We start from the raw sequence: 19,441 nt of genomic DNA on the forward strand, positions 1-19,441 counted from the left end.
CGCGGCTGCGAGATCGCGGCACAACACAACAGCGTGTCGACCTGTCCCGTCGCCTTCGTGGCAGCTAGTTCAGCAGACGATGTACCCGCGGTCGCGAATGTCTGTTTCCAATTCGTGAAGACGGTTTCGCGGAGGGCGGGACGTACGATGCGTCCCGATAGGGCGGTGTAGAAATAACCTTATGGCTTTGCAAGCATGAGCCAGATTACCGCGACCCAGAGAACCGAATTCACGAAAACGACCGATATCAGAAAGTTACGCTGACGAGGCGTCGAATCGCCGGTCGAATCGAGAAATCGTTTCTTCAAAGGTTCGTAAGCGGCGGCGCCGAGGACGATCGACAATCCGACAAGCACGTATGTGGCGATCAACCAGAACGCTGCGTATCCGAACGGACGAGCGAGAAGCAAGCCGATGGCAATGCCGACGACGACCAGTATCCTGCCGAGCACGCCGATCGCTCCAACGCGCCGCACGACCTCCCGCGTGACCGTACTCGCACGCTCGCGAGAGACCGCCCACAGCAGCAAATCGTTCGACACCAGCCCGGCAAATCCGATGAACATACATGCGACGTGCAACCAGACAAGTACTTTCAAGTGAGGCTCCTGTACGCCGTTTATCCGGGAACGTCTACGTCTCCAGGCCGGCGCGTGACGCCGTTGATCGGGTTTCTCGCCGGGATGCTGGCTGCCCCGTGACTGGACGCCCGCGGCAGCCGTCCGTCACGGCCAGATAATACAGGCAAGCAGATCTTTCGCGTGATCCGCCCGTGCCGGTTTTCCGACAAAAGGCGCGACGGGCTTTCGTCGATAACGGTCAGTGACCGGATCTCAAGCATGGCGATTGTTTTCACGGACATAAAACGTCAATCGCGTCGATAATGCCGTCTTTCCAGAAAGCGGCTTTTACGCATGACATCACCTTTAGCGCGCGCCATTGACCATGGGCAACAACCGAACTTCGATTCTCTGCGGCTGTTCTTTGCGTGCGTCGTGGTCTTCTTTCATAGCTTCCTGCTGACGCGCGTTGCCGACCCCTACGCGGCGAAAATCCTGGCGATCAATCCTGGCGGGCTCGCCGTCGATGGATTTTTCCTCATCAGCGGCTATCTGATCACGCAAAGCTGGCTTGCCGATCCTTCCGCGAAACGATTCCTCGCAAGGAGAGTGCTGCGTCTCTATCCCGGGTTTATCGTGGCGTCGCTATTCTCGGTGTTCGTCGTTGGACCGTTAGGCGCCGACGCGCACGCGTACTTTGCCGGTCTCGATGTCCGACGGTTCTTGCGAGGGCTCGTGCTGCTTCACATGCCCGAAACACCGCCGGTGTTTGCGGGTACCACGGCGCAACTGGTCAATGGTTCGATGTGGACCATTTCGTTCGAATTCCGATGCTATCTGCTCGCGCTGCTGTGCGGACTCGCCGGGCTATTCAGCCAGCGCTATCTGCTGCTGGCGCTAACCGTTGCGATCGGAATCGCGGTGGGCGGATATGTGCCGCCTGCGGGCGTCGCGCATCCGCAGCATGTCTTGTTCGGCATCAACGCGTTGAGAGTGTCCGACTCGATCGCCTGGTTCGCCGCATTGTTTATGGTCGGCAGTTGCTACGCGCGCTTTCGCGACCGTATCGGTTTCGGACCCGTTCGGGCAATGCTGGCGTGCGCCATGTTCGTCGCGTCGATGTTCGATCCGGTTTTGCTGCGACCGGCCGTTCTGTTGGTGGGGGCCTATGCGCTGTTCGCGGCCGCGTCGGCTCCCGCGTGGTGGAAGTCGCGGAAAACGGATCGACGCGCCGATCTCTCATACGGCATCTATCTTTACGGGTGGCCGATTCAAAAGCTGTTGACGTGGTATGTGCCCGGTATCGGTCCGTGGATGATCTTTGCGTCCACCTTGCTCGCCAGCGCCGGGTTTGCCTTTCTCAGCTGGCGCTGGATCGAAAAGCCGGCTCTGAAGTTGAAACCCGCCACGCGCCTCGCCTTTCCACGGCCTTGCAACGGGCCGATTGCCGAATAGGGCGATTCGATACGTCATTCGTCCGTTTGCATTGATCTTCGTCATAGTCGATATCGTCACGCGGTTTGTGATCCGATAATCAAGGGCAAGTCGATCGCGAGGAGACGTCGATGTATCAGCCCATCGCAAAACACCCGCTGAGCCCCGCGGTGCCCGCCATCGACGATGACGTCTTCGCGTCGATGTGGGACATCTTTGTCAACATTGGCAAGTTCTGGGGCAACATGGACGATGCGACGCCCCATCGCGCGGAGCTTTACAGCTTTATGCTGGATCGCATCCGGTTGCGGCCGATTTATGGCCAGTACTACGCGAACGCGCGCGACGTGATGCGGGAATTGATTCGCGAGTTCGGCAGCGAAGCGGCGTACACGCGCCTGTTCACGGACAAGGATGCGAACAGGGTGCCCGCCGAAACGCCGCTCGCGGTGGTGCGGCAGATGGTGTCGAACGAATTCATCGCGCTGCAGTTATGCCTCGGCGGTTTCAAGGCATCGGGCGCCGTCAATTACTGCGGCTATATCGGCGGCCCCAATATTCCGGGCGCCCAAACGCCTTACCGCACGCCCGATCTCCCCAGCTCATCCGGAGCGGAACAATGAAGGTCGACACGCTGATCATCGGCTCGGGTGTCGCGGCGACCGCGCTTGCCAACCGTCTGCTTGCGCATGATAAAAGCGCGGACATTCTGCTTCTGGAAGCCGGGCAAAAGGTGCAGATGAAAGACTCGGCCATCTGGCATGACTACGTGGTGTCGGGCAAGCTGCCTTACACACGGTATTACGACCTGCCTTATCCCGAGCGCGATCATGCCGGCGAAAACGTGAACGCCGGCAAGACGACCATTCCGCTGGACGGTGCGCGCGCGTTCACATACGGCGGCTCGACCATTCACTGGGGCGGGTGGGCTTTCCGGCTGAAGCCCGAAGACTTCGCGCTCAATACGAATGCCGGGCGCGGTCTCGACTGGCCGTTTGCGTACGACGCGCTGGAACCGTGGTATTGCGAGGCCGAGCACTACATCGGCGTATCGGGCGATGCGCAGGATCCAACCGTGCCGCGCAGCCGGGCCTATCCGTTTCCCGCGTTTCCGTACACGCTTGAAGATCAGCCGGTTGCCAAAGCGATGGACGCGTTGCAGCTGCAGTATTCGCACCTGCCGATCGCTCGCCATGGCATCACCGACACGGTTTCGCGCCATGCGCCGTGTCAGACGACCGGAACCTGCAAGTACTGCCCGTTCGGCGCGCGCTACTCGGCGAACAACTTTCTCGACGATATGCTGTCGTGGGGCGATTACCCGAATTTGAAAGTTCGCCTGCAAAGCATCGTCGAGCAGATCATCGTATCGGCGAAAGATCGTGCCGCCGGCGTGATCGTCCGCGATGCGCAAACGGGCGAGCGGTTGACGATCGAGGCCGACACGATCATCGTCGCGGCCGGGACCATCGAATCGTCGAAGCTGCTGCTGCGCTCGACATCGACGTTCTGGGCGAACGGCATCGGCAACGACCACGATCTGGTCGGACGCAATATCGTCACGCACCCGTACTTCATTTTTACCGCGAATCTGCCTGCCAACGCATTGCGGCTGCAGGCGGAAATGAATTTTCCGACGCTCGTGTCGCGCCATTTCGACAGTCCCGCGGAGCAGCGCGACGGGAAGTTCATTCTCGTGAATCCGCCGAACGGCTCGACGGTCGACCTGCTCTCGCAGATGCAGGCCGGCATACGCGGGACCGAACTCGACCAGCATGTCACGGGGCCGACGCAGATTCAATTGCACGGCATGCTCGAAGTGTTCAGCGAACCGGAGAATCGCATCGCGAACTTCGACAGGACGAACCGCATGGGCATGCAGGAAACCCTGGTGGACTACAGCCAGGCGCCATCGTTTGCCGCGCGCATGCAGCAAGTCCAGCAGCAGGTGCAGCGCATCTTCGAAACGATGGGCGCCACGCTGACCGGCGCGCCGTCGATCTCATGGCGTGCCGATCACGCGGCCTGCACGTGCCGCATGAGCGACGCGCCCGAACAGGGCGTCACCGGCCACGATTTGCGCGTGCACGGCATGGAGAATCTGTATGTGTGCTCGAACGCGGTGTTCCCGAACACGGGCGCGGTCAATCCTACGTTGACCCTCACGGCGCTTGCGCTGCGGCTGGGTGAACACCTCGCGCAACAGCGCGGTGCGCACTGAGGAGCCCGTCATGACACTGCAAGACGAAAAAGAGGCGCTGTATCCGCTGCTTCAGACCGCGCTCGAACTCGAACTCTCCACCATTCCGCCTTATCTGATCGCTCTGCTGAGCATCAGGCGGGACGCGAATCGCGGCAGTGCGGAACTCATCCGCAGCGTGATGATGGAAGAGATGCTGCATATGGTGCTGGTCGGCAATCTGATGTCGAGCATTGGCGGCAGGGTGCGGCTCGGCAGCGGGCAGGTTCCGCGCTTTCCTGTGCGGCTCGCGTTTCAGGGCAAGGCGTTCAGGTTTCGCGAGTTCGATGTCGACTTGCGACGCTTCAGTCCTGAGGCGCTGCAAACCTTCCTGCAGATCGAGATTCCGGACGCGCTCGTTTCCCGCGGACGTTCGCCGGCCGCGGCGCCTGACCTCGATATATCCGGCCTCACGATCGGCGAGTTTTACACCATGCTTGGCGAGCGGCTGCGCAAGCTGTGCGAAGCCTATGGCGAGCCGCACGTGTTTTGCGGCGACTCGCGCAAACAGGTCGGCGAGCAATACTACTGGGCGGGCAGCGGCAAGCCTGTCGTGGTGTCCAACCTGGCGAGCGCGCTAGAGGCGCTGGAAACGATCGTGAGCCAGGGCGAGGGCTGCCATGGTTCAATCGACGATGACGATGCGATCGATTTCAATCAGCCGACCGAATTCGCCCACTACTTCCGGTTCAATGAAATCCGGTGCGGCCGGCACTATCGTGTGGGGGATAGTGCGTTCGACCCGCCGGGCGGCGAGCCGCTCAGGGTCGATTACGAAGCCGTGTATCCGATCAAAACCAATCCGAAGCATAGCGACTACGCGCCGGGTTCGAAGCTGGCCGAGCTCAATGAGCATTTCAACCAGCAATATTCGCTGCTGCTGACGCAGATCGAAACGGCGTTGAACGGCGTACCGTCCGTGCTCTATGACGCGATCACCGGCGGCATGCATCGACTGACGCCGATCGCCATTGAAATGATGAGCCTGCCTGTCGATGACCGCGCCGACAGCCCGCACGGGGCGCCGAGCTTCGAATGGGCGGAGCCGCCGTCCGATCTCGCGCGAAGCGGCGGACCGTCCGCGGGGCGGTTGCCGGGATAGCAGCGCGACGGAACGAAAGCATCAGATGCGGCGGATCACGACTGCCCCGCATGCCGCCAGCGCTTGAGCAGCAAAATCGCGGACGCCGGAAGATGCACGACGCCGAAGCCGATCGCAAATGCCGCCCAACGCGGCATCGGCAACGCGGGCAGCCATGCGCAAACCACGCCGAACGCGCAACCGACGACGATCAGCACCAGATGTGCGATCTCTTTCTTGACGAAGCCTTGCGTGAAAGCCGGAATTTCGTGATGCGCGAAGCCTGCCGCGAGCACCGCAACGATCAGGCCGATTACAACGGATGCTGTCATCTTTTGCCCCTGCATCTGCTGGAGCAATATTGCGCGCAAACGTCATTCCCGCAGAGGCGTCAGGCGAGCCGTGGACGATGAGCGGGACGATGGCAAAACGCACTGACTGCTCATGCGCGGTAGGGCGCGGCGCGCGACGCACCGCACCGCACCGCCATGACGCACCGCGCTTCAACTCGCCGAATGCGGCGCGCCGTTCGCATCGGGTCCCGGCGTGCGTCTGGTCGGCACATCGCGCGCCAGAAAGGCCGCCAGCGCGGCAACCACCGAAATCACACCGAGCCCATACAAGCCGCCGGAAATCGAGCCCGTGTGTTCGTGCAGATAGCCAAACGCGGCCGGCGCAAAGAACCCGCCGAGATTGCCGAGCGAATTGATCAGCGCGATCACGCCGGCCGCTATCCGCACGTCGAGGTAGTCCTGAGGAATCGGCCAGAAAAGGGACGCGGCCGCCTTGAACCCCAGCGCCGAAATGCAGATGCCGACAAACGCGAACACCGCGCCGCCTTTGGTCGATGCAAAGAGCCCCACCGCCGCGACGATCAGCGACGTGGCGAGCCACGCCTGCTGATGGCGCCAGCGTCGCGACAGCATCGCGAACCCGTACATGCCGCCGATCGCAAGCAGCCACGGCACCGCATTCAGCAGTCCGACCTGGAAGTCGCTCAACCCGCCCATCTTGCGAATGATGGTCGGCAGCCAGAAGGTGGCCGCATAGATTGTCAGCTGGATCGCGAAGTAGAGCAGGCAGAACAGGATCAGCTGCGGGTCGCGCAGCAGCGCGCCGACCGGCAGCTTGCCGCCGCGCGCCGCGTCGCGTTCGTTCTGCTCGGCGGCAAGCGCGTCTTCGAGTGCTTGCCGTTCATCGCGCGCGAGCCACGGCGCTTCGGCGGGCCGCGACTTCAGCAACAGCCAGCACAGGCCGCACAACGCGACCGAGAACAGGCCCTCGATCAGGAACATCCACTGCCAGCCTGCGAGGCCCAGGCCGCGCACCGACAGCAAGGCGCCGCTGATCGGCCCCGACAGCACCGAGGCGAACGCGGAGCCGGCAAGAAACACCGCGACCGCCTCGCCGCGATGCCGGCGCGGAAACCACTGGGTGAAGTAATAGACGACGCCCGGAAAGAAACCCGCTTCGGCGATGCCGAGCAGAAAGCGCAGCGCGTAGAACGATGCGGGCCCTTGAATGAATGCCATCGCCGCCGCGACGATGCCCCATGTGAACATGATTCGCGTGAGCCACGCGCGCGCGCCGAATTTCTGCATCAACATGTTCGACGGCACTTCGAAAATCGCATAGCCGACGAAGAACAGACCGCTGCCCAGACCGAACGCCGCCGCACCGATGCCGAGGTCCACTTTCAGATGCGATGCGACGAAGCCGAGATTCACGCGATCGACGTAGTTCGCGATAAACATCACGAGCAGCAGCGGAAACAGATGGCGTTTCGCCTTGCTGACCGCGCGCTCGAGCGTCTCGGGTGAGGAAAGGGTAGGGGCGACGGGCACAGCGCATCTCCGGAAAACCAGGCGACGTCGAAATCCGCGCGAAGCGGGCCGCTTCGATAGCCGGGTGGCTGCCTTGAACGGTTCCCAACGGTTGCCAGTTATATGTTGTCGTACATCAGTGTGCGGGGTCGTGCTGCGCGCACCAATCCGGGCTAACCCCAGGTGGCGGCCGAACGGCGGTGGCGCCGGGCCTGGGGACTGTGCCGGCCGGCTGCGCGAAGCGCTCCGCGTTACGCGTGAAAGGCGGCCGGCTTGCACGGAAGTCATCGTACAAGGCCTCGCTCCGCCTCTATAATGGGGACTTCCGAACCGCCCGCCCTTCGTTGGCCCTCGCCATGCCTCAAGCTCCTGAAGCGCGTCCGCTGCGCCGCGCGCGCAATCTGACCGGGGAAGTCGTCGCCGAGCTGTCCGAGCGCATCCGCGGCGGGGCGCTGCGCCCCGGCGACAAGATGCCGACCGAGTCCGAGATCATGAATCAGCTCGGCGTGAGCCGCACGGTCGTGCGCGAGGCGATTTCGCGCCTGCAGGCGGCGCGCCTCGTGCAGACGCGCCACGGCATCGGCACCTTCGTGCTCGAGCCGCAGGAGCAGGAGAGTTTTCTCGGCGGTGCGCCAAGCGAGCTGACGGTGCGCGACGTGATGGCGATTCTTGAATTGCGCATCAGCCTCGAAGCCGAAGCGGCGGGGCTTGCCGCCGTGCGCCGCAGCGACGAAAACCTGAAGGAGATGCGCCGCGCGCTCGACGAGTTCCAGCAACATGTCGCGCAACGCACCGGCAATGCGGTCGCGGCCGACGTCGCGTTTCACCTGGAGCTCGCGAAAGCCACCGGCAACCGTTATTTCCACAGCATCCTGAGTCAGCTCGGCAACGCGATCATTCCGCGTACGCGGGTCAACTCGGCGGCGCTCGCGCAGAACGACCCCGAGACCTATCTCGACCGCGTGAATCGCGAGCACGAAGACATCTACGATGCGATCGCGCGGCGCGATCCGGAATCGGCGCGCGCTGCGATGCGCATGCACCTGTCGAATAGCCGCGAGCGCTTGCGTCGCGCGCAGGAAGCGGCGGGGAAGATGCCGGAGACGGCTTGACCACCTGATGTTGCGTGCCGCCGTATCGGTCGGCGCAACGCTTGATGGAACGGGGCGGCTGCCCCGTTTTTTACGCGTATCCGCGCTGCACGCGGCTGATGATCTGCTTATCGACCACTTGATCCGCCGCAACGTACGTTGTACGATGACATATAACAAGGGCGCGCCGGTATGAATCGGCCTGCGCCGTCTTGCCAGTCACTTATTCAAATTCAGTCGAGCGCGATCGAGCCGCGCCCACAGGACACCACCATCATGACCGCACCACAAGAACTGAAGCAGATCGTCTCGGAGGGCCTGCTGTCGTTCCCCGTCACCGATTTCGACCGCGACGGCAACTTCAATGCGAAGACCTACGCGGAGCGCCTCGAATGGCTCGCGCCGTACGGGGCCACTGCGCTGTTCGCCGCCGGCGGCACCGGCGAGTTCTTTTCGCTGACGCCGGCCGAGTACACGGACGTCGTGCGCACCGCGGTCGAAACCTGTGCGGGCAAGGTGCCGATTCTGGCGGGCGCGGGCGGCCCGACGCGCACCGCAATCGCGTATGCGAAGGAAGCGCAGCGCGTCGGTGCGAAGGGCGTGCTGCTGATGCCGCACTATCTGACCGAAGCGAGCCAGGACGGTATTGCCGCGCACGTCGAGCAGGTGTGCAAAGCAATCGATATCGGCGTGATCGTCTATAACCGCGCGAACTCGAAGCTCGGCGCAGACGTGCTCGCGCGTCTCGCGGACCGCTGCCCGAATCTGATCGGCTTCAAGGACGGCGTCGGCGATATCGAAGCGATGGTGCAGATTCGCCGCAAGCTCGGCGACCGTTTCTCGTATCTTGGCGGTTTGCCGACCGCGGAAGTGTATGCGGCCGCGTATAAGGCGCTCGGCGTGCCGGTGTATTCGTCAGCGGTGTTCAACTTCATTCCGAAGACCGCGATGCAGTTCTACCGCGCGCTCGCCGCAGACGATCACGCGACGATCGGCCAACTGCTCGATACGTTTTTCCTGCCGTACCTCGACATCCGCAACCGCCGCGCGGGGTATGCGGTGAGTATCGTCAAGGCGGGCGCGAAGCTGGTCGGCCGCGACGCGGGCCCGGTGCGTGCGCCGCTGACCGATCTGACCGACGCCGAGCTCGAGATGCTTGACACGCTGATCAAAAAAGTCGGCGCGCAGTAATTCACGCGTTAACTCGTGCAGCGAATCGCACATTGAATTGACACGGCGGCGGCGGGCCGTGCGACGCTTTTCATACGCACCGCCGGTCGCCGCTCACACCGAGACTGCTTCGAACGCAGCCCCACATTGCGTCAACCGGTCACCTGATAGGCCACACCGATGAATCTGCCGTCACCCTCCGCTGATACGCCTGTCGTCACCGCGCTGACCGTCGTACCGGTCGCCGGCCGCGACAGCATGCTGCTCAATCTGAGCGGCGCACATGGTCCGTTCTTTACGCGCAATGTCGTGCTGATCGAGGACAGCGCCGGCCGCACCGGCATCGGCGAAGTGCCCGGCGGCGAGAAGATCCGCGCGGCGCTCGAACAGTCGCGCCCGCTCGTCATCGGCCAGCCGCTCGGCGCGTACAACGCGGTGCTCGAATCGGTGCGCGCGCAACTTTCCACAATCGACGACGGCGGACGCGGCCTGCAGACTTTCGACTTGCGCGTCGGCGTGCATGCGGTCACTGCGATCGAAGCGGCGCTGCTCGATCTGCTCGGGCAGTTTCTCGGCGTGCCGGTCGCCGCGCTGCTCGGCGAAGGCATCCAGCGCCGGTCGGTGCCGGTGCTCGGCTACCTGTTCTATATCGCCGATCCGGGCAAGACCGATTTGCCGTATCTGCGTGAAGCGGACCCGAGCGATGCATGGGACGCGGTGCGTCGTAACGAAGCGCTGACGGCGGAAGCGATCGTGCGTCTGGCCGAAGCCGCGCATGCGCGTTACGGCTTCAACGATTTCAAACTGAAGGGCGGGGTGTTGCAGGGCGATGCGGAAATCGAAGCGGTCACCGCGCTCGCGGAACGTTTCCCGGATGCGCGCATCACGCTCGATCCGAACGGCGCGTGGTCGCTTGCCGAAGCGATCCGCCTGTGCCGCGACCAGCACGACGTGCTCGCTTACGCGGAAGACCCGTGCGGCGCCGAGAACGGTTTTTCAGGCCGTGAAGTGATGGCCGAATTCCGCCGCGCGACGAACCTGCCGACGGCGACCAATATGATCGCGACCGACTGGCGGCAATTCACCCACGCGCTGCGCTTGAACGCAGTCGACATTCCGCTCGCGGACCCGCATTTCTGGACGATGCGCGGCTCGGTGCGCGTCGCACAGACCTGCGCGGACTGGGGGCTCACATGGGGCTCGCACTCGAACAATCACTTCGATATTTCGCTCGCGATGTTCACGCACGTCGCGGCCGCGGCGCCGGGCCGCATCACCGCCATCGATACGCACTGGATCTGGCAGGACGGCCAGCGCCTGACGCGCGAGCCGCTGCTGATCGAGCAAGGGCAGATCGCGCTGCCGCAAAAGCCGGGGCTGGGCATTGAAGTCGATCATGCGCGGCTCGAAGAGGCGCATCAGTTGTATCTGCAGCACGGCCTCGGTGCGCGTGACGATGCGGTCGCGATGCAGTATCTGATTCCGGACTGGAGGTTCGACAACAAGCGGCCGGCGCTTGTCAGATAGGCCGCTGTGCACCCACCGCTTAGGCTTTGGTCACCGCCGGTACGTTCTCCTGTTCACTTCCTTAGTCGTCGAGCGATTTTGTTGACGCCAATCTACTTCGAAAACCAGATTGGAATCAGTCAACAATTGTTAATTCGCCGGACCGGGAAGGACAGTTTGCCATTTGCTGGCTGAAAAGCCGTTAGAGTACGGCAGGACGTAATAGGGCGTCCGATCACATGGAGGCAATGATGGGAATCCTGGATGAAGTCGGCAAGATTGGTGGCGCCATCGCAGCTGTGGAGGCGGTGGAAAAGGTCGATCCTGATGCTGGTCTGCTGACGAAGGCCGTTGCAGCGGTTGCAGGGTTCGAAGGTGCCAAGGCGCTCGAGGGTCTTGTCGAGAAGAAGGAAGGCGATGCTGCCGATACCGCCGATAGTGCCGCTTCGCAGGACGATGGCGCAGTCGGGACTTGACGTGGCAAGGACGTGCTGTTTGCGTCCCGACAACAGGCGGGCCGCACCATGCGGCTCGCCTTCCCGCTGAGGTAGCGATTGACCCATACAGTGCGGCTTCGGCGGCAGGCACCTTCGCCAGTTGCTGTCGGGTGTGGCAGTCGTCGATGGTCAGGAGCGAGTCTGTCGTCAGGGAACAGACGTGCCCGCCGAATTCTGGGTGCGCAATACTTAGCTCATGGAACGAGTTGCCGCAGTTGGAGAATCCGCCGAGTCTGACCCACGGCGGGTAGCTCGCACCGTGTCCTTGCCCGCGACGCTGCCGGATCAGCCGTTCACGAAGCTCGCGCGTCTCGGCTGCACGATATCTGCCCACCACGAAAGCCGATCTGAAAAGCCATCGCTATACAACTTTATTTTGTCTCAACAAGTCCCTCTCGGCGCGTGTTCCGTCGCGCTGGCGGTGCGCGCTCTTTTATTGGCGCGAGCGCAGTCGTCGTCCTGACCGGGTCGCTTTATTCAGCCGCCCGGTATTGACCGGGTGTCATACCCATGATCGCCTTGAAGGCCCGGGTCAGATGGGCCTGATCGGCGAACCCCGTGACGGCTGCGATATCGGCGAGCGAACGATGGTCGCGCAGCATGTCGCGCGCAGCGCGGATGCGCGCCTGGGTTTGATAGGCGTGCGGCGTGAGGCCCAAGGTGTGCTGGAATGCGCGCAAGAGCCGGAACGGCGGAATGGACGTGGTGGCCGCCAGTTCATCGAGCGTCACTTTGTCTGCGAGGTGTCCCTCGAGATAGCTGCGCACGGTTTCAACCGCGCCGGGCTCGCGCGAACGTTCGGGCATGGAGACTGAAACCTCCGAATGCCTCAGCAAAAGCCGCGCAATGAGCGTCACCATCCACGATTGCCGCTCGAGCGGCGAGGTCTCGATCTCCGAGCGAATATGCAGTTCGAGCAGTTCGCGTGCGGCGTCGGCATCTTCGAATGTCGGTCCGCGAAAAACGACAGCGGACGCCGGCGCATGCCTGCGTAACTCGTCGGCCGTGCTTTGCACGATTTCCGGATGAAGATGGATGGTCCGGCAGCGCCAGCCTTCCTGTGCGGCGGGCGTTCCGTAGTGCGCTTCTTCCGCGTTGATAAGGGTAAAGGAACCCGCCTTTGCCACGCCCTGCCGCGAGCGCGTACGAAGATTGATCGCACCTTGCACGACCAGCCCGAGACTCACTTCTTCATGCGAGTGCCACGGATAAATGTGGCCCACGTAGTTGCCCTTGAGCATCTCCGCATCGCGAAGGTCCGACAGCCGCCAAACCTTGACATGTGTGTCATTCGACATACTAACCTCTGAACTTCGCCAGCCCCATTCGACTACCGGCATTCAAGCGTATTTGCGTCTCCCGTGCATGTCAACGTGAATCCCTGTCGTGAGCGCCGTGTCCGAACAATTTAATCAAACGGCCGTCCCGACACGTTTCACCCGCAACGCAATCGCGCACGCGCGCTCCGGCAGGTATCGCTTGCCAGCCCACGGTAGCACGTGGCGCACAGGGCTGTCTTGAAGAATCCTGCAAGCGGCTCCGGTGCGGGAAGCATCTGATCTGTCGCTCGCCGCGTCGTCTTTCATGATGCCGACGAACGGACGCCGCGCCGCAGGATTGTTCAATACGGCTTCACATGCTCGCCACTATCGTGGCCCCCGACGGTTGTGCTGCAAGTCGGGCGCACGACCGGTACGCCGAATCACGATGGCATTGAAGCCATCGCTCGGCACACCGTGTTTCTCAGCAATCCGGAAATGGCAGCGAAGTGAAATGATGACTCAAAGCAGAACTCTGGCAATAGTGGGCGGCGGCGCAGCAGGCGTCGCGACGTTTATCGCGATGGTCAGGCGTCGCGCGGCAAAAACGATTTATATCATCGAACCTCGGCCCATCGGCGCCGGCATTGTGTTCGGCAGTCTTGACGAGGATCTGCTCTGCAATACGTCGGTTGCGATCATGTCGGTGATTCAGGACAACCCCGACGATTTTCTCGACTATCTTCGAGCGAAGGGGCGCCACGCGATGCCGGAAACTTTCGCTCCGCGCGCGTGGGTAGGCGAGTACCTGACCGACCGCTTTCGCGAATACACCGGGATCGCCGCCCAATATGGCATCGACGTGATCGACTTGCCTTATCGGTTCCAGTCGCTGCGCGTAATCGACGAGCGTGCTTACTCGCTGAAGCTGAGCGACACCGTGATGACCCGCTCGATCACGGTGAGCGCCGTCGTCTTCTGTACCGGTTTCGGCGCTCCGCGCGTTCCCGAGCCGCTGAAGTGTCACGCGGGGCATCGCACATTGATTGGCTGTCCGTACCCCGAAAGAGACATGCTGAAGCGCATTCCGGCCGACTCCAGGGTACTGGTGGTCGGCAGCAGGCTTTCGGCGATCGATACGGCTGTTCTGCTTGGCCGCGAACAGCATCGGGTCGCGATGGTGTCGCCGTCCGGTACGTTGCCCGCGGTGCGCGCCAACTCGCTTCGCAACGAGCGATATCAGCTTGAACAGGCGTCCCTCGAAGCGCTTCTCACGCGCTGGAAGCCGGGCACCGCCACGACGTACCCGGCGGCACTCAAACATGCGTACCTGAAGTACGTCGCGCGTCAGCTCTGCGGCTATGTGGGGAAGTCGTGGCGCAAGCACTTCGCGGCTTCGGAACACTATGACGCGAGACTGCGAGACGAGATCGCCCTTGCCGAACGAGGGCAGAATCGATGGCAGGATCTGCTTGTCGACCTGGTTGAGAAAGTCAACGCGACCTATACACGAAGCGAGCCGCGTTTCGACGGCGGATTTCACCCCGCGTTCGCTGAAAGCATCGAACGTTATCTGACGGCCGTTGCGCTACCCAATGCGAAAAAACTGATGAGCCTGATCGATGAGGGCAGGCTGACCGTCAACAAGGGCCGATTGATTTGTGTGGACGTATTGAGGAACGAACGTGCGCCCTGGCGCGTGGATTGGGGCGACGGCCCGCAACGCTTTGACGCGCTCGTGCTTGCGGCCGGATTCCACCTTCCGCAGTTCGTCGTGAATGACGCCGGCGAGCTGGAAATAAGCGAGAACGGTGAAGGGGCGAAAGCTGCGGTCGGTGTCTCGCGTGAACTGAGGGCCGATTCGTCCCGCTTGCCGGGCGCGACGTCCATCTGGTTCATCGGGCCGCCTGCGCATGCGCGGGTGCCCATGCCGAACGCGCTGTTCGTGGTGGCGGCGCAAGCGGAGCGGGTCGCGGCAGCACTTGCAGGGAACGGTCAGCACGCGGTCCGTGAGGCAAGCCCTGCCTAAAGCGGGTGGGCGGAACGGAGGAGGCCGGTGTGCCTGGGCGCGTTGGGACACGCGGCAGCGGCGAGCGGCTCACGGGCGTGCGGATCGCAATTTTCAGTATCGCGAAGTAAACGGTGTGCCGGTTCGATGCCGGGTGGGGCCACCGGCTCGCGACCCGCGGTATGGCGCCGCGGGTCGCGGCAAGCGCCGCTTGAAGTCAGTGCTTGTAACCCTGCCGCGCAAGCAGTTTCCACGCGCCGTCGTTCTGCTTCTGCCACACCGTCAGCACGTCGAAGTCGACCTCGGCGAGCTTGCCGGCCGACTCGGTCGTGCCGTTGAAGTGATCGCGGATCACCGCGTCGCCGCCCGTCACAGTCGTCACCGTCTGCGTCAGATCGATCCGCTTGTAGCGCGTCTGGCCGCTGGCGATCGTATCGATAAACTCCGCCTGGTTCTGCACCTTGCCGCTCGAATGGCCGTAGGTGAGCGTGTCGGCGGTCAGCGTTTTCATCTGCTGCGCGTTGCCGGCGATCATCGCGGCTGACAGGCGGTTCATCGCGTCGTTCACCGCACTTTCGTCGGCTGTGCTTGCCCATGCGCCCGGGCACGCGAGTCCGGCTGCGACCACCATCAACAGTTTTTTTATCATCGTCATCGTCCTTTCCTTGTTTGCGATTGAACGGCGTGCTGGGCTCAATGCGCCGCGACCGAGCGGGTCAGCACCATCCGCTTGATGTCGCCGACCACGAACAGATAGCAGAGCACCGCGACCACCGCGTTTGCACCGATAAACACCAGCGCCGAATTGAACGAGCCCGAGCCTTGCACGAGGTATCCGATCACAATCGGCGTCGTGATGCCGGCGACATTGCCGAATGCGTTGAAAAGCGATGCGCACACGCCGCCTGCTTCGAGCGGCGCGGTATCCGACACGACGGCCCAGCCGAGCGCGCCGATACCTTTGCCGAAAAATGCGGCCGCCATGATCGCGACCACGAGGAACTCTGAATCGACGTAGTTGCACGCGATCATGCAGGTCGACAGCAGCATGCCGAGCACAATCGGCGTCTTGCGCGCGAAGCTCGCACTATGGCCGCGCTTGATGAGCGCATCGGAAATCACGCCGCCGAGCACGCCGCCGAGGAATCCGCATACCGCCGGAATCGAGGCGACGAAGCCCGCCTTCAAGATCGACATATGACGTTGCTGGACGAGGTAAATCGGAAACCACGTGAGAAAGAAGTAGGTGAGTGCGTTGATGCAGTACTGCGCGATAAAAATGCCGAGCAGCATGCGGCTGCCGAGCATTTCGCGAATCGATGCGCCCATCGGCACTTTGGCGGGCTGGTTCGCGCGCACTGCAGCCGCGCTGCCCTGGGTTTCGCGCGTTTCCAGATCGACCAGCGCGCCGCCTGCCTCGATATAGCGCAGCTCGGCGTCGTTTACGCGCGGATGGTCCTTCGGCGCGTACACGGATTTCAGCCAGACGCCGGTCATCACGATGCCGAGCGCGCCCATTGCGACGAACACATACGGCCAGCCGAACCGGTGCACGATCCAGCCCATGATCGGCGTGAACAACACGGCGGCGAAATACTGCGCCGCGTTGAAGATGGCGGCAGCGGTGCCGCGCTCGGCGCTCGGGAACCACGACGACGTCAGACGGCTGTTGCCGGGAAACGCGGGCGCTTCGGCGAGGCCCATCGCGAAGCGCAGCGCGAACATCACGGTGACGGCCGCGCCGGCGGCGAGACCCGCGACCAGCCCCTGCGACAGCGTGAAGATCGACCACGCGAGCAGGCTGAACGCATACACGCGCTTGGTGCCGAAGCGGTCGAGCAGGCGGCCGCCCGGCAACTGGCCGATCACATAGGCCCACGCGAACGCGGAGAAGATGTAGCCCATCGAGACCGGCGTGAGGCCGAGCGCGTGCTGCATCGCGTTGCCCGCAATCGACAGGCTCGCGCGGTCCGCATAGTTGATGGTCGTGATGAAGAACAGCATGAACAGGATGAACCAGCGCACCCGCGTGCGCCGTTGGTCGCGCACGGCCGCCCCGGCGGCGGATTCGCGAAGACTCGCGAGCGCGGCCTGCGCGCCGGCGGCGGGCGCTCCCGCCGAGTGACCCGACGGTATGCCGGTGGGCGAGCGCTTGGCCTGATCGATGTGCTCCACTCATGTCTCCTGTATTCGAAGTGATAAGTCATCGTACAACAAGCGCTATTATCGTGTGTTGTCGAGGAAAAGAAATCAGCGGGTTAACCCGTGTCTATCACGCGTATTGGCGGGGCATCAGCGGATTTGAGCGATTTGGGGCATCTGTTTGAACAGCCTTGCTTATATATGTCATCGTACAAGAACAATCGAATTGTCACGACGGACCCGGCGCGCCGCGATGCCGCGCGGCTGCGCGGCGTGCCGCCTCTGTTCGTATGGGGCGACTATCTCGACCAGCAGGCGTTCTGGGTACATTCGCTGCCGCAATCACGCCGCTGGTGCGAGGCGCTCGCGGCAGCCGGAAGCGACGCCGAATGGATCGACTTGCCGGCGCGCGGTATCAAGGGCAACAGCCGCGCGCCGATGGCCGACGACAACAGCGACGATATTGCCGTGCTCGTGCTCGACTGGTTACGCGTGCGCAACCTGGTCGGTTAGCCGAGATCGATTACCAGAGACCGAATAGCAGAGACCGAACAGCAGTCGTCAATTGACGGCTAGACGTAGGGCACTTCGCCAATGCGTTTTTCTGCAGCGCGCTTCGCTGTCCACCGAGCGAGCGTGCTGTTGCATGACGACGCGCCATCGCGATACGCGTGTCCCAACGCATCACAGTTGCCATTAAGAGAACGCCAATTCGTCAATTGCGAAAGTGCGCCGCAGCTTGGCTCACCAGCGCTTTGCCTGCTGGCCCTTTGCGGCCCGCAGGCGTGATCCGGACACGCGGAATATCCATCATCGTCAAGCGTTAAAAGTGTTGAGGGCGGCGCGACATAACGCCCCATCGCCTCTAACCGACGCACAACTTTCGGTGGTTCGGATTTCGCCATGTCTATGACCGTCATCGCGTTCTCATTGCTTGCCGTGCTGCTGGTGTTCGTCTGCTTCTGGCGTGAACTCTCACCGGGCGTCGCATGGCTCGCGCTGCAATATCACACGACGCCTGAGGTGCTCGCGAGTCTATATACAGGCGGCGATACGCATGTCGATGAAGAAGCACAGCGGCGTGCCGCGGTGCTGGCCGAGCAGGAACTGCGTGTCGCGCAGGCGCCGCTCGTCGAAGCGGAGATTCGTGCCGGCGTCGAGCAGGATCTGCGCGAACGGGCACATGCGCCCGTCGCGGCGGATGGCAAGACCGAAACCCAACACGCGGGCGCTCAGAAGAAGAAAGAGACCGCGTCGGTTTGATGGTGTGCGAGTTACCGCATCACCGCATTCCCCGCCTCATCCTTGAGCGGCCCCTGCCGGTCGCAAGCCGCCGCTGACCCTTTCGCCATTCCGCTTCGCTGCACCCAACGGCCCCGCGTCACAACGAACGGCCTTTCGCTCCGCTTCAACATCCGTCACTCGTTGCCCAAGCAACCATCTTCAGCGCTTGCGTGACGCCACCGCCGCCGGCCGCGGTGCATCCTTGCGCACACGCGTGCGCGGCGCAAGAGCGGGCGCCAGCATTTCCAGGCAGAAGTCGATAAACGCACTGACCTTCGCCGCCTGATGACGCCTTGACGGATAGAGCGCGTACAACGGAAAGCGCTCGTCCTGCCAGTCGGTCAGAATCTCGGCAAGCGCACCCGCCGACATCAGATGTTCGACACCGAGGTCCATGATCTGCGCGATGCCGGCGCCGGCCGTGCAACTGCCGAGCATCGTATCGACATCCGACACCAGCAGGCGCCCGGTTGCCGGTATCTCGATCACTTGCCGGTTGCGCTGGAACATCCATTCGAACGGCTTGGCGGTCACCGGGTTGTAGAACAGAATCCGCTCGTGCTGTTCGACTTCTTCAGGGCGTTCCGGCACGCCGCGCCGGGCCAGATAAGCGGGCGCCGCAACCGTGAGCACGCGCGTATCGAGCAGCTTGCGCGCGACTAACGTGCCCGTGGGCGGCGGTCCGAAACGGATCGCGAGGTCGAAACCGTCCGCGACCAGATCACCGGCCGCATCGCGCATGATCAGGTCGAGCGACAGCTCCGGATAACGGCGCAGCAGCTCCGGCAAGCGCGCGGCCAGCACCGTGCGCGAAAAGAACGGATCGATATTGACGCGCAGCTTGCCGCGCACCGCGTTCGCCGCGCCGGACGCCGCAATTGCCGCTTCCTCGATACCGATCAGATGCGGGCCGGCCGCTTCATAGAGCCGCCGGCCTTCGTCGGTCAGGGTTTGCGAGCGGGTGGTGCGGTCGAGCACCCGCACGCCGATGCGTTTCTCGAGCCGCGCGATCGCCCGGCTCACGCCGGACGGCGATAGCCCCAGCGTATCGCCCGCGCGCACGAAGCTGCCGGTCTCCGCCACGGCGGCGAGCACCGTCACCCCCGACAGCAGTTTTCCATCGAATCCCATATACGGTTTGCCCTCTTCATGCGCATTCGTGATTTTAATCATCGCTGATATGAAGCGTACGTACTTTATTCAACGGTGCTGAAGTGCGACAGTGACGCAAGCCGCGGTCCGGCCCCGCAGCGGTGTATCGAATTGCGATGCACACGGCGCAGCGCCTTCGCATGCGGGCGCAGCGCGCGGGCCGTGCCGCGCTTCCGACACCCTGAAGGAGCAGCG

18 protein-coding genes are annotated in these 19,441 nt (G+C 62.9%); 11 read left to right on the forward strand and 7 right to left on the reverse strand.

The window, feature by feature from the left end:
- Positions 1-179: 179 nt before the first annotated feature.
- The gene (locus tag HV675_RS11195) at positions 180-566 is read right to left on the reverse strand and encodes a hypothetical protein (RefSeq protein WP_175110966.1); all 387 of its coding nucleotides are present in this window, start codon (positions 564-566) and stop codon (positions 180-182) included.
- 348 nt (positions 567-914) lie between these two features.
- Here HV675_RS11195 and HV675_RS11200 point away from each other — a divergent pair, with 348 nt between their 5' ends.
- The 4 genes from HV675_RS11200 to HV675_RS11215 all read left to right on the forward strand — a co-directional run bounded on the left by HV675_RS11200 (position 915) and on the right by HV675_RS11215 (position 5,335).
- The gene (locus tag HV675_RS11200) at positions 915-2,015 is read left to right on the forward strand and encodes an acyltransferase family protein (protein WP_175110967.1); all 1,101 of its coding nucleotides are present in this window, start codon (positions 915-917) and stop codon (positions 2,013-2,015) included.
- 110 nt (positions 2,016-2,125) lie between these two features.
- A complete protein-coding gene (locus tag HV675_RS11205) occupies positions 2,126-2,617 on the forward strand; it encodes a hypothetical protein (RefSeq protein ID WP_175110968.1) in 492 nt (163 codons plus the stop codon).
- The gene (locus tag HV675_RS11210; protein ID WP_175110969.1) at positions 2,614-4,215 is read left to right on the forward strand and encodes a GMC oxidoreductase; all 1,602 of its coding nucleotides are present in this window, start codon (positions 2,614-2,616) and stop codon (positions 4,213-4,215) included. Before HV675_RS11205 ends, HV675_RS11210 begins: the two co-directional genes overlap by 4 nt.
- Positions 4,216-4,225: 10 nt before the next feature.
- On the forward strand, positions 4,226-5,335 hold the full coding sequence (locus HV675_RS11215) for a ferritin-like domain-containing protein (protein ID WP_217478101.1): 1,110 nt from the start codon (positions 4,226-4,228) through the stop codon (positions 5,333-5,335).
- A gap of 35 nt (positions 5,336-5,370) precedes the next feature.
- On the opposite strand, the gene HV675_RS11220 is transcribed toward HV675_RS11215, so the two are convergent.
- Together HV675_RS11220 and HV675_RS11225 are read right to left on the reverse strand one after the other, a co-directional pair.
- Positions 5,371-5,646 carry a hypothetical protein gene (locus HV675_RS11220; RefSeq protein WP_175110970.1) on the reverse strand — a complete coding sequence of 92 codons (276 nt, stop codon included), beginning with the start codon at positions 5,644-5,646 and terminating at the stop codon, positions 5,371-5,373.
- A 171-nt stretch (positions 5,647-5,817) separates the two neighbouring features.
- Entirely contained in the window at positions 5,818-7,068 is a 1,251-nt protein-coding gene (locus tag HV675_RS11225) for an MFS transporter (protein WP_175111010.1), read from the reverse strand.
- A 425-nt stretch (positions 7,069-7,493) separates the two neighbouring features.
- Between HV675_RS11225 and HV675_RS11230 the strand changes: the two genes are divergently transcribed.
- The 4 genes from HV675_RS11230 to HV675_RS11245 all read left to right on the forward strand — a co-directional run bounded on the left by HV675_RS11230 (position 7,494) and on the right by HV675_RS11245 (position 11,380).
- Entirely contained in the window at positions 7,494-8,249 is a 756-nt protein-coding gene (locus HV675_RS11230) for a FadR/GntR family transcriptional regulator (protein WP_175110971.1), read from the forward strand.
- A 255-nt stretch (positions 8,250-8,504) separates the two neighbouring features.
- The gene (gene kdgD, locus HV675_RS11235) at positions 8,505-9,419 is read left to right on the forward strand and encodes a 5-dehydro-4-deoxyglucarate dehydratase (RefSeq protein ID WP_175110972.1); all 915 of its coding nucleotides are present in this window, start codon (positions 8,505-8,507) and stop codon (positions 9,417-9,419) included.
- Positions 9,420-9,578: 159 nt separating this feature from the next.
- Positions 9,579-10,925 (forward strand): enolase C-terminal domain-like protein, encoded by a 1,347-nt coding sequence (locus HV675_RS11240; protein ID WP_175110973.1) that lies wholly within the window; start codon positions 9,579-9,581, stop codon positions 10,923-10,925.
- A 230-nt stretch (positions 10,926-11,155) separates the two neighbouring features.
- Positions 11,156-11,380: a hypothetical protein gene (locus tag HV675_RS11245; protein ID WP_175111011.1), complete on the forward strand. Its 225-nt coding sequence runs from the start codon at positions 11,156-11,158 to the stop codon at positions 11,378-11,380.
- Positions 11,381-11,874: 494 nt separating this feature from the next.
- On the opposite strand, the gene HV675_RS11250 is transcribed toward HV675_RS11245, so the two are convergent.
- Positions 11,875-12,699 carry an AraC family transcriptional regulator gene (locus HV675_RS11250; protein ID WP_175110974.1) on the reverse strand — a complete coding sequence of 275 codons (825 nt, stop codon included), beginning with the start codon at positions 12,697-12,699 and terminating at the stop codon, positions 11,875-11,877.
- A gap of 475 nt (positions 12,700-13,174) precedes the next feature.
- Between HV675_RS11250 and HV675_RS11255 the strand changes: the two genes are divergently transcribed.
- Positions 13,175-14,689 carry an FAD/NAD(P)-binding protein gene (locus tag HV675_RS11255; protein WP_175110975.1) on the forward strand — a complete coding sequence of 505 codons (1,515 nt, stop codon included), beginning with the start codon at positions 13,175-13,177 and terminating at the stop codon, positions 14,687-14,689.
- Between the two features lie 196 nt (positions 14,690-14,885).
- Here the strand turns inward: HV675_RS11255 and HV675_RS11260 are convergent, their stop codons facing one another.
- Positions 14,886-15,323, reverse strand: a complete 438-nt coding sequence (locus HV675_RS11260) for a nuclear transport factor 2 family protein (protein WP_175110976.1) — start codon at positions 15,321-15,323, stop codon at positions 14,886-14,888.
- 38 nt (positions 15,324-15,361) lie between these two features.
- On the reverse strand, positions 15,362-16,672 hold the full coding sequence (locus tag HV675_RS11265; protein ID WP_175111012.1) for an MFS transporter: 1,311 nt from the start codon (positions 16,670-16,672) through the stop codon (positions 15,362-15,364).
- 339 nt (positions 16,673-17,011) lie between these two features.
- Between HV675_RS11265 and HV675_RS11270 the strand changes: the two genes are divergently transcribed.
- Together HV675_RS11270 and HV675_RS11275 are read left to right on the forward strand one after the other, a co-directional pair.
- Positions 17,012-17,323: an alpha/beta hydrolase family protein gene (locus tag HV675_RS11270; RefSeq protein ID WP_175110977.1), complete on the forward strand. Its 312-nt coding sequence runs from the start codon at positions 17,012-17,014 to the stop codon at positions 17,321-17,323.
- Between the two features lie 390 nt (positions 17,324-17,713).
- Positions 17,714-18,073: a hypothetical protein gene (locus tag HV675_RS11275; RefSeq protein ID WP_175110978.1), complete on the forward strand. Its 360-nt coding sequence runs from the start codon at positions 17,714-17,716 to the stop codon at positions 18,071-18,073.
- Between the two features lie 180 nt (positions 18,074-18,253).
- Here HV675_RS11275 and HV675_RS11280 read toward each other — a convergent pair whose 3' ends face one another.
- Positions 18,254-19,225 (reverse strand): LysR family transcriptional regulator, encoded by a 972-nt coding sequence (locus tag HV675_RS11280; RefSeq protein WP_175111013.1) that lies wholly within the window; start codon positions 19,223-19,225, stop codon positions 18,254-18,256.
- Positions 19,226-19,441: the final 216 nt, after the last annotated feature.

This window comes from Paraburkholderia solisilvae (assembly GCF_902859875.1).
Taxonomy (GTDB): Bacteria; Pseudomonadota; Gammaproteobacteria; order Burkholderiales; family Burkholderiaceae; genus Paraburkholderia; species Paraburkholderia solisilvae.